Raw genomic sequence first — 13,025 nt, forward strand, 5'->3', positions numbered from 1 at the left:
CACAAAGCCATGCGGCACTGCACCAAAGCGCGGCAGCGCGGGCCCCTGGCGCCGCCTTCGGGGCAGATTGTGGATGCCCCATCGCCCCGGATTCTTTGCAACGCCTGAGGACAACGCTCCTTTTTTTGCATCTGGCACGCAATTCGCTATCTGCTGGGTACGTGGTCTGACCAGTCAGGCCAAAACCATCCACCCGCGCCAGCCCATGCAAAGCATTCCGATCTCGATGGCCCAGACGCTGCAGCAGCACATCCTGAGCGGCCACTATCCCGGCGGCAGCCAGCTGCCGCCGCAGCGCGAGCTGGCCCGGCAGCTGGGCATCAGCCGCGCTTCGCTGCGCGAGGCGCTGTCCATGCTGGAGGCCCTGGGCCTGGTCGAGATCCAGCCGGGCAAGGGCGTGCGCATCAACGGCCCGCACAGCGGCCGTGCACGCATGCACCGCGCCTACGCCACCCCGGCGCTGGGCACGCTTTCGCCGCGCCAGCTGATCGAGCTGCGCCTGGTGCTGGAGCCGGGCTGGGCCGCGCTGGCGGCCGTGCGCGCCGACGACAGCGGCCTGCGCCAGCTGCAATGGACCCAGTCCCAGCTGGCCCACGCCCTCGCCCGCAGCGACCTGCTGGCCGCCGCCGACGCCGATCTGCAGTTCCACCTGCTGCTGGCCCAGCTGTCGGGCAACCCGGGCCTGGTGGCCATGGCGCGTCAGCTGGAGCTGGCCATCAGCCACAGCCTGCGCCTGCCCTTTGCCTGGAGCGGCGCCGACGACCAGCCCGTGCGCGAGCACGACGCCATCGTGCAGGCCGTCTGCGCGGGCGATGCGCCGGGTGCCGCGGGCGCCATGCGCGCCCACCTGCTGTCGGCCGCCAGGCGCAGCGGCATCGATCTCGACACGCCGGACAACGCGGCGGCGCCCGACGCGACGGCGCCCGACGCAACGGCGCCCGATACATCTGCGCCCGACCCTGACCCGCTTTCCTTTCGCCTCACTCCACCTTCCGAAGGAGCTTTTGCATGACTTCCCCCCTGACACCCCGCCGCGCATTCATCCGCACCGCCCTGGCGGCCGCCACCCTGGCCGCTGCCGGCCTGGGCGGCGCAGCCCATGCCGACATGCTGGCCAACATCCAGAAGGCCGGCGTGCTGCGCGTGGCGATTCCGCAGGACTTCCCGCCCTTCGGCTCGCTGGGCACCGACCTGAAGCTGCAGGGCTATGACATCGACATGGCCGCCCTGGTGGCCCAGGAGCTGGGCGTGAAGGTGGAGCTGGTGCCCGTGACCAGCACCAACCGCATCCCCTTCCTGACCACGGGCAAGGCCGACATCGTCATCTCCAGCCTGGGCAAGAACGCCGAGCGCGCCAAGGTGATCGACTTCACCCAGGCCTATGCGCCCTTCCCCAAGAGCGTCTACGGCCCCAAGGACGTGAGCATCAAGGCCCCTGCCGACCTGGCCGGCAAGACCGTGGGCGTGACGCGCGGCTCCACCGAGGACCTGGCCCTCACGCAGGTGGCGCCGGCCTCGGCCACCATCAAGCGCTACGAGGACAACAACGCCACCGCGCAAAGCTATCTGACGGGCCAGGTGCAGCTGGTGACGCTGGGCAACATCGTGGCCAACGCCGTGAACGAGCGCACCAGGCTGCGCCAGCTGGACGCGAAGTTCGCGGTCGAGGACACGCCCTGCTACATCGGCGTGGCCAAGGGCGAGCCGGCGCTGCTGCAGAAGGTGGACGCCATCATCACCAAGCTCAAGGCCGATGGCCGCCTGACCGGCCTGTCCCAGCGCTGGATGAAGATGCCGCTGCCCGCCACCCTGTAACCGCTGCGCCCCTGCTCCCGGAAATCCTTCCATGGCCTATCAATTCGACTTCGGCGCCGTGTTCGACTACAGCGGCCTGCTGGCACAGGGCGCAGGCTTCACGCTGGCGCTGACGGCGGCGGGCGCCGTGCTGGGCGGCGCCATCGGCGTGGCCGGCGGCGTCAGCCGCGCCTGGCGCATTGCGCCGCTGCACTGGCTGTTCAAGGTGTACGTGGAGGGCATACGCAACACGCCCTTCCTGGTGCAGCTGATGTTCGTGTTCTTCGGCCTGCCTTCGCTGGGCGTGCAGATCAACGAATGGCAGGCCTGCCTGCTGACCACGGTGATCAACCTGGGCGCCTACATCACCGAGATCGTGCGCGCCGGCATCCAGGAGACGCCGCGCGGCCAGCTGGAAGCCGCTGGCGCGCTGGGCATGAGCCGCTGGGCGGTCTTCCGCCATGTGGTGCTGCGCCCTGCGCTGCAGCGGGTCTGGCCCTCGCTGAGCAGCCAGATCGTGATCGTGATGCTGGGCACCTCGGTGGTCTCGCAGATCGCCGCCCAGGACCTGACGTTTGCGGCCAACTTCATCCAGTCGCGCAACTTCCGCGCGTTCGAGACCTACCTGGTGGTGACGGCGGCGTACTTCGTGCTGGCCCTGGCACTGCGCCAGCTGCTGGCCTGGATAGGCCAGCGCTTCGTGGTGGGCCGCCGCACGCCGCGTGCAGCCCGGCCCGCTGCACCCGCTGCACCTGCGACCACTGCCGGAGACGCCGCATGATTGCCGATATTCCCCTGCTGCCCATCCTGGCCAAGCTGGCCGAGGGCCTGCTGGCCACGCTGGCGCTGTCGCTGCTGGCCTTCGTGCTGGGCGGCGCCACCGGATTGCTGGTGCTGTTCGCCCGCGTGGGCCGCAGCCAGAACCTGCGCCGCCTGGCCAAGGCCTATATCCAGGCCTTCCAGAACACGCCGCTGCTGATGCAGATGTTCATCGTGTTCTTCGGCTCGTCCATGGCCGGCCTGGACATCTCGCCCTGGACGGCGGCCGCCATCGGCCTGACGCTGTACACCAGCGCCTACCTGGCCGAGGTCTGGCGCGGCTGCGTGGAGTCCATCCCCAGCGGCCAGTGGGAAGCCTCGTCCAGCCTGGCCATGGGCTACCTGCAGCAGATGCGCCATGTGGTGCTGCCGCAGGCGCTGCGCCTGTCGATAGCGCCCACGGTCGGCTTCTCGGTGCAGATCATCAAGGGCACGGCCGTGGCCTCGATCATCGGCTTCAGCGAGCTGACCAAGCTCGGCTCCATGCTGGCCAACGCCACCTTCCAGCCCTTTCTCATCTACGGCCTGGTCGCCGCAGGCTACTTCCTGCTGTGCTGGCCCCTGTCCCTCTACGCATCCCATCTGGAGAAGAAACTCTATGCCGCTCGTTGATGTGCGCGCCGTTCACAAGCATTACGGCAACAACCATGTGCTCAAGGGCGTGGACCTGAGCGTGGACAGCGGCCAGGTGGTCGCCATCATCGGCCGCAGCGGCTCGGGCAAGAGCACGCTGCTGCGCTCCATCAACGGGCTGGAGGCCATCCAGTCCGGCCAGATCGTGGTGGACGACGCCGTGCTCAAGGGCTCGGAGGGCAGCGCGCCCTCGCCCGCCCAGTTGCGCGCGCTGCGCCTGAACGTGGGCATGGTGTTCCAGCAGTTCAACCTGTTCCCCCACCTGACGGCGGGCGAGAACGTGGCCCTGTCGCCCACCGTGGTCAAGGGCGTGAAAAAGCCCGAGGCGGCGGCGCTGGCGCGCCAGATGCTGGCCAAGGTGGGACTGGGCGACAAGTACGACAGCTACCCCGACCAGCTCAGCGGCGGCCAGCAGCAGCGCGTGGCGATTGCTCGCGCGCTGGCCATGCAGCCCAAGGTGCTGCTGTGCGACGAGATCACCTCGGCCCTGGACCCGGAGCTGGTCAACGAGGTGCTGGCCGTGGTCAAGCAGCTCGCCGCCGAGGGCATGACGCTGATCATGGTCACGCACGAGATGCGCTTTGCCCGCGACGTGGGCGACCAGCTGGTGTTCATGCACCAGGGCCTGATCCACGAAAGCGGCCCGGCCAAGCAGCTGTTCGCCAGCCCGCAGACGCCGGAGCTGGCCGGCTTCATCGGCGCCGTGCACTGAGCGGTACGGCCAGGCAGGACAAAGGCCCGCGTCGCGGGCCTTTTTTTCATGGGTGCGGCGCAGGGGCCGCGGTCAGTGGCTGATCATCCAGGGCCGCTTGGTCGGGAAGGTCTTGGCGCCGTTGGGCGCCGTGACCGTGGAGCCGCGCTTGCTGGCGCCGCTGCAGCAGCCGCAGCCCGAAGGGTGGCGCATGCGCGCATAGCTGCCCTCGGCCACATCGCGTGAGCGCCTGGGCTCGTGCCGGGCGCGCTCGTTGGTGTCGTGGGCGCGGCGCTGCTCGGGGCTGGTGCAGGCCAGGCGCGGGGCGCTGACGAAGACGCGGGGCGAGGCCGCCTCGCAGCTGGGGCAGGGCGCGGGCTCGTTGCGCTGCGAGAGGCTGCGCAGCGCGTCGAAGCCGCCGCATGCGGTGCAGTGGTAGTCATAGGTGGGCATGGGCGGCCTCTGGCGGATGGTGGATGGTGGATGGCGGGTGTCGTATGCCGGGCTTACTTGTCCTGGGCGATGGGCAGGTCCACCCCGCCCGTGATGATCTTCTGTGGTCCCTCGGCCGTGGGATTGATGTCGAAGTCGAAGATCTCCGTGGGCAGCCACAGCGTGGCGCAGGCATTGGGCACGTCCACCACGCCGCTGATGTGGCCCTGCACGGGCGCCGTGCCCAGCAGCGAGTAGGCCTGGGCGCCGCTGTAGCCGAATTTCTTCAGGTACTCGATGGCGTTCAGGCAGGCCTGGCGGTAGGCCACGGTCACGTCCAGGTAGTGCTGCTTGCCCTTTTCGTCCACCGAGATGCCTTCGAAGATCAGGTAGTCCTTGTAGTTGGGCGTCATGGGGCTGGGCTTGAAGATGGGGTTCTTGATGCCGTACTTGGCCATGCCGCCCTTGATCAGCGAGACCTTCATGTGCACCCAGCCGGCCATCTCGATGGCGCCGCAGAAGGTGATCTCGCCATCGCCCTGGCTGAAGTGCAGGTCGCCCACGCTCAGGCCCGCGCCGTCCACGTAGACGGGGAAGAACACGCGCGAGCCGCGCGAGAGGTCCTTGATGTCGCAGTTGCCGCCATGCTCGCGCGGCGGCACGGTGCGCGCGCCTTCGGCGGCGGCCTTGTCGCGCGCCTCGCCCTGCATCTGGCCCATGTGGGCGGTGGTGGCGTTGGGCGGGTTGGCCAGGCCGGGAATGCGGTCGGGGTCGGTGGCGATGAGGCCGGTCTCGCGCTCGTTCCAGCTGGCCAGCATCTTGGGGTCGGGCAGGCAGCCGATCAGGCCCGGGTGGATGAGGCCTGCGAAGTTGACGCCGGGGATGTGGCGGCTCTTGGTGAACATGCCGTGGAAGTCCCAGATGGACTTCTGGGCCAGCGGGAAATGCTCGTCCAGGAAGCCTCCGCCATTTTGCTTGGAGAAAAAGCCGTTGAAGCCCCAGAGGCTGTCGTCGCGTGCGCCGATGTCCAGCAGGTCCACCACCAGCAGGTCGCCGGGCTCGGCGCCCTTGACGCCCACGGGGCCGGACAGGAAGTGGACGGTGGACAGGTCCACGTCGCGCACGTCTTCGGCGCTGTCGTCGTTCTTGATGGCGCCGCCGGTCCAGTCATAGGTCTCCAGCTTGAACTCCGCGCCCGGCTCCACCCAGACCGCCATGGGGATGTCGGGATGCCAGCGGTTGTGCACCTGCGGGTTGTCGTAGGGGGACTGGTTGAGATCGACCTTGATCAGGGTTTCGGCCATGGTGTGCTCCTTGCGATGGCAGTGGGAAAAAACGGATCAGACGGAGAGGTAGGACTTGATGCGCTGCTCGTCGGTATCTGCTCTGGCCGTCTCATGGACCAGGCGCCCGCCCTCGATGACGAACAGCCGGTCGGCCACATCCATGGCGAAGGAAAGCACCTGCTCGCTGACCACGATGGTGATGCGGCGCAGCTTGCGGATCTCGTTGAGCGCCTTGGCGATGTCCTTGATGATGGAAGGCTGTATGCCCTCGGTGGGCTCGTCCAGCAACAGCACCTTGGGGTCGGTGACCAGGGCGCGCGCAATGGCCAGTTGCTGCTGCTGCCCGCCCGAGAGGTTGCCGCCCTTGCGCCGGCGCATGTCCCAGAGCACGGGGAACAGGGCGTAGATGTCGTCGGGCACCTGGCGCGACTTCGCGTTCTCCAGGCCCGTCTGTATGTTCTCCTCCACGGTCAGCGTGGGGAAGATCATGCGGCCCTGGGGCACGTAGGCAATGCCCTTGGCCACGCGCCGGAAGCTCTCGTCCTTCGTGACGTCCTGGCCGGCCACGGTGATCTGGCCGCTCTTGGCGGGCATGACGCCCATCAGGCTTTTGAACAGCGTGGTCTTGCCCATGCCGTTGCGGCCCATGATGGCCACGGTTTCGTTCTCGCGGCCCTCGAAGCTGATGCCGTGCAGCGCCTCGCTCTGGCCATAGGCCACGTACAGATCCTTGACTTGCAGCATGTGAATTCCTTGTGCGTGCCTCAGTGGCCGAGGTAGACGTCGATGACCTTGGGGTCGGCCTGCACCTTGTCCATGGGACCCTCGGCGAGGATCTTTCCCTGGTGCATGACGGTGACCTTGTGCGCGATGCGCGCCACGAACTCCATGTCGTGCTCGATGACGATGACGGAGCGGTTCTTGCAGATGCGCTGCAGCAGCTCGGCCGTCAGTTCGCGCTCGCGGGCGCTCATGCCGGCGATGGGCTCGTCCAGCATCAGCAGCTCGGGCTCCTGCATGAGCAGCATGCCGATCTCCAGCCACTGCTTCTGGCCATGGCTGAGCAGGCCGGCCTCGGTATCCAGGCGCTCGTCCAGGCCGATGTCGGCGGCCACGGCCTGCACGCGGTCGCGCACCGCCTCCGTGCACTTGAAGGCCAGCGCGCCGAAGACCGAGCGGCCTTGCGGGTAGGAGACCTCCAGGTTCTGGAAGACCGACAGGTTCTCGTAGATGGACGGCGTCTGGAACTTGCGCCCGATCCCCAGGCGCACGCGCTTGTGCTCGGCCATGCGCGTGAGTTCCTCGTTCTTGAACTTGATGCTGCCGGCCGTGGCGCGGGTCTTGCCGCAGATCAGGTCCAGCAGCGTGGTCTTGCCCGCGCCGTTGGGGCCGATGATGACGCGCAGCTCGTTCTTGTCGATGTACAGGTTCAGCGCGTCGATGGCCTTGAAGCCGTCGAAGGAGACCGTCAGGTCTTCCACGGCCAGCGTGAAGTCGGTATTGCTCATGGTGTGCTCCCGCTGTGGTTCAGGCGCCCTGGCGGCCCATGCCTTCGGACAGGGCGGACGTGGGCTTGGTGGCGGCCGGGGCCGGGGCAGGTGCTGCCTGGGCTCCCTGCGCTGCGCCAGGTGCCGTGCCCTTGCGGCGGCTGTTCCACCAGGGAACGATGCGGCTTTCCCACAGGCCGGCCAGCCCCATCGGGAAGGCCATGGTCACGCCGATGAACAGGCCCGCCATGAGGAACAGCCACAGGTCCGGGAAGCTCTCCGAGAAATAGGTCTTGCCCGCGTTGACCAGCAGCGTGCCGTACACGGCGCCCACCAGGCTCATGCGCCCGCCCACGGCGGCGTAGATCACCATCTCGATGGAGGGCACGATGCCCACGAAGCTGGGCGACATGAAGCCCACCTGCAGCGTGAACATGGCGCCGCCTATGCCCGACAGCGCAGCGGCCAGGCAGAACACGAAGACCTTGAAGTTGGCCACGTCGTAGCCGGAAAAGCGCACGCGGTCTTCCTTGTCGCGCATGGCCAGCAGCAGGGTGCCCACCTTGCCCGTCTGTATCCAGCGGCACAGCACGATGGCGCCGATCAGCAGGGCCACGCAGACGTAGTAGAGGATGTACTTGGCGCTGTCCGTGCGCGTGTCCCAGCCCCACAGGGTCTTGAGGTCGGTCATGCCGTTGACGCCGCCCGTGTAGCCCTGCTGGCCGATGATGAGCACGGTGACGATCAGCGCCACGGCCTGCGTGATGATGGCGAAGTACACCCCGCCCACGCGGCGCTTGAACATGGCGAAGCTGATGAGCCAGGCCAGCAGCGTGGGAACGGCGATGACGGCGGCCAGCGAGAACGGCAGGCTCTTGAAGGGCAGCCAGAACGAGGGCAGCTCGGTCAGCTGGTTCCAGTCCATGAAGTCGGGGATGCCGGGCGTGGACTGGATCTTGGTGCTGATGGGGTCGGACGCCTCCAGCTTCAGGAACATGGCCATGGCGTAGCCGCCCAGGCCGAAGAACACGCCCTGGCCCAGGCTGAGCACGCCGCCATAGCCCCAGACCATGACCAGGCCGATGGCGACGAAGGCATAGGTCAGGTACTTGCCGACCAGGTTGAGGCGGAAGATGTCCAGCGCCAGGGGCAGCACCACCGCCAGCAGGACGGTGAGCAGCACCAGGCTGGCGAGCTGGTAGCGCTGTATCCAGGCTTTGAGGGCTTGCATGGAATGACTCCGGTGAACTCAGGGGAAATCGGGGGAACGCGGGGAATTCGCGGACAGGGCCGGCGCCGGGATCAGCGCCGCACCTTGGAAGCGAACAGGCCCTGGGGACGCAGCATCAGGATGAAGACGATCAGCGACAGCGTGATCACCTTGGCCATGGAGCCCGCGAGGAAGAACTCGGTGATGGACTGCGTCTGCGCAATGCCGAAGGCCGAGACCACGGTGCCCAGCAGGCTGGCCGCGCCGCCGAAGGTGACCACCAGGAAGGCGTCCACGATGTACAGCGAGCCCGAGGTGGGGCCGGTGGAGCCGATGGTGGTGAAGGCCGCGCCCGCCACGCCTGCGATGCCGCAGCCGATGGCAAAGGTCAGGCGATCGGTCTTCTTGGTGTCGATGCCGATGGCATTGGCCATCACGCGGTTGCTGACCGTGGCACGCACGCGCAGGCCCCAGCGGCTCTTGTGCAGCGCGATCAGCACGCCGGCCGTGACCACTGCGGTCAGCGCCAGCACGAACAGGCCGTTGATGGGAATGTCCAGCCCCTCGGCCGGCGCCCACGAGCCCATCAGCCAGTCAGGCAGGGTGGGGCTGACTTCCTTGGGGCCGATGAAGGTGCGAAAGCACTGCTGCAGCGCCAGGCTCACGCCCCAGGTGGCCAGCAGCGTGTCCAGCGGCCGCTTGTAGAGGTGGCGGATCAGCCCCCACTCCACCAGCCAGCCGGCCGCGAAGGCGAACAGGAAGGCGGCCACGATGGCCAGCGGGAAGTAGTAGGGCATGAGCTCGGGCGCGTGCTGCGCCGTGAGCGTGGAGCCCAGGTAGATGGTGTAGGCGCCAATGGTCATGAACTCGCCATGCGCCATGTTGATCACGCCCATCTGGCCAAAGATGATGGCCAGGCCCAGGCCCATCAGCAGCAGCACGGCGAACAGGCTCAGCCCCGCGAAGCCCTGCATCAGGCCGATGTTCATCATGTCGGAAAAACTCATGGTGCTGCTCCTGCGCGCAAGCCAATCGGGAGAGGGGGAAACGGTTCACGCGGCGGCCCGCCCACCAGGCCGCAGGCCGCCACGCATCACCTGCCTGAACGGATCAGGACTTACTGGTAACCCTTGGGGAAGGGATCGGGTTTGATGAGTTCAGGCGACTCCGAGACCACCTTGAACGTGCCGTCCGGCTGCCCCACGGCAATGCGCGACTTGCTCCACAGGTGGTGGTTGGCGTCCACCTTCACGTAGCCTTCGGGCGCGGTCTTGAGCTCCAGCCCCGGCGATGCGGCCACCACCTTGTCCACGTCGAAGCTCTTGGCCTTTTCCACGGCGGCCTTCCACAGCCAGGGACCCAGGTAGCCGGCCTGGGTGACGTCGCCGATGACGGCACTGGGGCCGTACTTGGCCTTGAAGGCGGCCACGAACTTCTTGTTGTTCTCGTTGTCCAGCGTCTGGAAGTACTTCATCGAAGAGTAGAAGCCCGTGAAGTTCTCGCCGCCCACGCCGGTCATCTCGTCCTCGGTCACCGACAGCGTGACCAGCAATTGCTTGTCACCCGTGATGCCTGCGGCCTTGAGCGCCTTGTAGAAGGCCACGTTGGAGCCGCCCACCACGGCCACGAAGATGCAGTCCGGCTTTTGCAGCTTGATCTTGTTGACCAGCGAGCCGAAGTTGGTGCTGCCCAGCGGGTAGTACTCCTCGCCGACGACCTTGCCCTTCTGGAAGTTCTCGATGTGCTTGCGCGCGATCTTCATCGAGGTGCGCGGCCAGATGTAGTCCGAGCCGATCAGGAAGAAGGTCTTGGCCTTTTTCTCGGCCTTGGCCCAGTCCAGGCTGTACAGGATCTGCTGCGTGGCTTCCTGGCCCGTGTAGATCACGTTCTTGGACTGCTCCAGGCCTTCGTAGAAGGTGGGGTAGTACAGCAGGCCGTTTTCCTTCTCGAACACGGGCAGCACGGCCTTGCGCGAGGCGCTGGTCCAGCAGCCGAAGACGGCGGCGCAGCGGTCGTTGATGAGCAGTTTCTTGGACTTCTCGGCGAAGGTGGGCCAGTCGGAGGCGCCGTCTTCCTTGATCACGCGGATCTTGCGGCCCAGGATGCCGCCCATGGCGTTGATCTGGTCGATGGCCAGTTGCTCGGCCTGGATGGAGCCGGTCTCGGAGATCGCCATGGTGCCCGTGGCCGAGTGCAGCTGGCCCACGACGACCTCGGTGTCGGTCACGGCCAGCTTGGTGGTGTTGACCTGGGCCGTGGGCTGGGCGAAGGACCAGGCCGGCAGCCCGGCCACCGAGGCGGCGCCAAGCGCCTGCAGGACGCGGCGGCGGCCCATTTCCGTGCCGGGGGAACCAGGTGTGCGGGGGTCGGAGGGGTGGCTCATGGTGACTCTCCTGTAAGGATCGGTTGGGTGATCTGCAAGTGGCTGAAAACTGGCGTTGCGGTTACGGCTTGTTTCCGCGCTGGGTCCAAGATTAGGAAGAACCCTTGAAACCGCCCATACGTCAATTGACGTAGCCATCTGCGTACGCACCCCGCGCACTCCTCTTGAAAGCCGCGCCATCATTGGCCCCGCACGTTTCTTGCTAGACCTGGGAATGCACTCCGCACCCCCGCCCGACAGCCCCGCCAGCACCTCGCCCGCGCCGCAGACCATCTTTCGGTTCCGGCGCGAATACAACGCCTGGGTGGCCGACGAGACCATGGAGGACTACGCGCTGCGCTACACGCCGCGCAGCTTCCGGCGCTGGAGCGAGTTCCGCGTGGCCAACACGGCCTTCGGCTCGCTGTCCTTCCTGGCGCTGGAGGCGATCGGCGGCGCCATTGCGCTGAACTACGGCTTTGCCAACGCCATGTGGGCCATCGTCACCGTGGGCCTGGTGATCTTCCTGACGGGGCTGCCCATCGCCGTCTGCGCGGCACGCTACGGGCTGGACATGGACCTGCTGACGCGGGGCGCGGGCTTCGGCTACCTGGGCTCGACCATCACCTCGCTGATCTACGCCGTCTTCACCTTCATCTTCTTCGCGCTGGAGGCGGCCATCATGGCGCTGGCCCTGCAGCTGGTGGTGGACTGGCCGCTGCAGTGGTGCTATGCGCTGTCGGCCCTGGTGGTGCTGCCGCTGGCCATGCGCGGCATCACGCTGATCTCGCGCCTGCAGGCCTGGACGCAGCCGCTGTGGCTGTTCCTGCTGGTGCTGCCCTTCGTGTGGATGGCGCTGTCCCAGCCCCAGCTGTACCGCGACTTCGCCAGCCTCACCGGCCTGCGCTCGGGCAGCAGCCAGTTCGATCCGCTGATGTTCGGCGCGGCGGCGGCCGTGATCTTCGCGCTGGTGGTGCAGATCGGCGAGCAGGTGGACTTCCTGCGCTTTCTGCCGCCGCGCACCCGGGCCAACCGCCTGCGCTGGTGGGGCGCGGTGCTGGTGGCCGGGCCGGGCTGGGCCGTGATGGGCATGCTCAAGATGGCAGGCGGCGCGTTTCTCGCCTTCGCGGCCATGCAGCTGGAGGGGGTGGACGCCTCGCGCGCGGCCGAGCCCACGCAGATGTTCCTGGTGGGCTTCCAGCAGGTGCTGCAGGCCCTGGGCCTGCCGGGGCTGGCCGTGGCGGTGACCGTGGTCTTCGTGGTCATCTCGCAGGTCAAGATCAACGTGACCAATGCCTACGCAGGGTCGCTTGCCTGGTCCAACTTCTTCGCGCGCATCACGCGCAGCCATCCAGGGCGCGTGGTCTGGATGGTGTTCAACGTGGTCATCGCCACCTTGCTGATGACGCTGGGCGTGTTCGGCGCGCTGGAGAAGGTGCTGACCATCTACAGCAACGTGGCCATCGCCTGGGTGGGCGCGCTGGTGGCAGACCTGGTCATCAACAAGCCGCTGGGACTGAGCCCGCCGGGCATCGAGTTCCGCCGCGCCCATCTGTACGACTTCAATCCCGTGGGCCCGGGCGCCATGCTGCTGGCCGCCGCCGTGGCCTGCTGCGCCTATGCGGGCCTGCTGGGCGAGACGGCGGCCGCGTTCTCGCCCTTCATCGCGCTGGCGCTGTCCATGCTGCTGTCGCCGCTGCTGGCCTGGCTGACGGGCGGGCGCTACTACCTGGCGCGGCCCGCAGGCAACCTGTGGAAGCCCGGCGAGACCGTGCGCTGCGCCGTCTGCCAGAAACATTTCGAATCCGAGGACATGGCGCACTGCCCCGCCTACGGCGCGCCCATCTGCTCGCTGTGCTGCTCGCTGGAGTCGCGCTGCCATGACCGCTGCAAGACCGGATCGCGCGCGGGCGAGCAGTTGCATGCGCTGGCCTCGGCCCTGCTGCCGCCGCGCTGGGCGACCAAGGTGAACTTCCGCGCGGGCCAGTACCTGGTGGTGATGCTGTCGCTGTGCGCGGTGACGGCCTTCATGGTGGGCGTGGTCTACATGCAGGAAAGCCTGCAGGCAGGCAGCGTCGATGGCGGCGCGCTGCGCATCCCCTTCCTCAAGGTCTTCGCGCTGCTGGCCCTGCTGTGCGCCGTGGCCGCCTGGTGGGTGGTGCTGAGCACGGACAGCCGGCGCATGGCCCAGGACGAGTCCGAGCGCCAGAACCAGCTGCTGCTGCAGGAGATCGCCGCCCACAAGCGCACCGATGCCGAGCTGCAGGCCGCCAAGGACCATGCCGAGCAGGCCAGCCAGGCCAAGACCCGC

General features: G+C 67.4%; 13 protein-coding genes. 6 read left to right on the forward strand and 7 right to left on the reverse strand.

The window, feature by feature from the left end:
* Positions 1 to 205: 205 nt before the first annotated feature.
* The 5 genes from JHD82_RS23130 to JHD82_RS23150 are packed head-to-tail and all read left to right on the forward strand — an operon-like array spanning position 206 to position 3,958.
* Positions 206 to 1,012: a FadR/GntR family transcriptional regulator gene (locus JHD82_RS23130; protein ID WP_199139005.1), complete on the forward strand. Its 807-nt coding sequence runs from the start codon at positions 206 to 208 to the stop codon at positions 1,010 to 1,012.
* A complete protein-coding gene (locus JHD82_RS23135) occupies positions 1,009 to 1,815 on the forward strand; it encodes a transporter substrate-binding domain-containing protein (RefSeq protein ID WP_071953866.1) in 807 nt (268 codons plus the stop codon). The genes JHD82_RS23130 and JHD82_RS23135 overlap by 4 nt, the downstream gene beginning before the upstream one ends.
* A 31-nt stretch (positions 1,816 to 1,846) precedes the next feature.
* The gene (locus JHD82_RS23140; protein ID WP_199139007.1) at positions 1,847 to 2,575 is read left to right on the forward strand and encodes an amino acid ABC transporter permease; all 729 of its coding nucleotides are present in this window, start codon (positions 1,847 to 1,849) and stop codon (positions 2,573 to 2,575) included.
* Positions 2,572 to 3,225: an amino acid ABC transporter permease gene (locus JHD82_RS23145; protein ID WP_012202167.1), complete on the forward strand. Its 654-nt coding sequence runs from the start codon at positions 2,572 to 2,574 to the stop codon at positions 3,223 to 3,225. Before JHD82_RS23140 ends, JHD82_RS23145 begins: the two co-directional genes overlap by 4 nt.
* Complete coding sequence (locus JHD82_RS23150; RefSeq protein ID WP_016448706.1) at positions 3,212 to 3,958, forward strand: amino acid ABC transporter ATP-binding protein; 747 nt, start codon at positions 3,212 to 3,214, stop codon at positions 3,956 to 3,958. Before JHD82_RS23145 ends, JHD82_RS23150 begins: the two co-directional genes overlap by 14 nt.
* A gap of 72 nt (positions 3,959 to 4,030) precedes the next feature.
* Here JHD82_RS23150 and JHD82_RS23155 read toward each other — a convergent pair whose 3' ends face one another.
* The 7 genes from JHD82_RS23155 to urtA form a co-directional block, all read right to left on the reverse strand.
* Complete coding sequence (locus tag JHD82_RS23155) at positions 4,031 to 4,390, reverse strand: zinc ribbon domain-containing protein (RefSeq protein WP_012202165.1); 360 nt, start codon at positions 4,388 to 4,390, stop codon at positions 4,031 to 4,033.
* 53 nt (positions 4,391 to 4,443) lie between these two features.
* Positions 4,444 to 5,673, reverse strand: a complete 1,230-nt coding sequence (gene fmdA / locus JHD82_RS23160; protein ID WP_012202164.1) for a formamidase — start codon at positions 5,671 to 5,673, stop codon at positions 4,444 to 4,446.
* Positions 5,674 to 5,709: 36 nt separating this feature from the next.
* Positions 5,710 to 6,399, reverse strand: coding sequence for an urea ABC transporter ATP-binding subunit UrtE (gene urtE, locus JHD82_RS23165; protein WP_016450221.1), 690 nt, complete (start codon positions 6,397 to 6,399; stop codon positions 5,710 to 5,712).
* A gap of 20 nt (positions 6,400 to 6,419) precedes the next feature.
* Complete coding sequence (gene urtD, locus JHD82_RS23170) at positions 6,420 to 7,163, reverse strand: urea ABC transporter ATP-binding protein UrtD (protein WP_012202162.1); 744 nt, start codon at positions 7,161 to 7,163, stop codon at positions 6,420 to 6,422.
* Between the two features lie 19 nt (positions 7,164 to 7,182).
* A complete protein-coding gene (gene urtC, locus JHD82_RS23175) occupies positions 7,183 to 8,373 on the reverse strand; it encodes an urea ABC transporter permease subunit UrtC (protein WP_180318525.1) in 1,191 nt (396 codons plus the stop codon).
* A 71-nt stretch (positions 8,374 to 8,444) separates the two neighbouring features.
* Entirely contained in the window at positions 8,445 to 9,359 is a 915-nt protein-coding gene (gene urtB, locus JHD82_RS23180) for an urea ABC transporter permease subunit UrtB (protein WP_012202160.1), read from the reverse strand.
* 110 nt (positions 9,360 to 9,469) lie between these two features.
* On the reverse strand, positions 9,470 to 10,735 hold the full coding sequence (urtA, locus tag JHD82_RS23185; RefSeq protein WP_199139009.1) for an urea ABC transporter substrate-binding protein: 1,266 nt from the start codon (positions 10,733 to 10,735) through the stop codon (positions 9,470 to 9,472).
* Positions 10,736 to 10,949: 214 nt separating this feature from the next.
* On the opposite strand from urtA, the gene JHD82_RS23190 reads away from it, so the two are divergent.
* Positions 10,950 to 13,025, forward strand: a 2,076-nt coding sequence (locus JHD82_RS23190) for a cytosine permease (protein ID WP_374191661.1), incomplete at its 3' end; no start/stop codon positions are given.

The organism is Delftia sp. ASV31 (assembly GCF_016428765.1).
Lineage (GTDB): Bacteria > Pseudomonadota > Gammaproteobacteria > Burkholderiales > Burkholderiaceae_C > Comamonas > Comamonas acidovorans.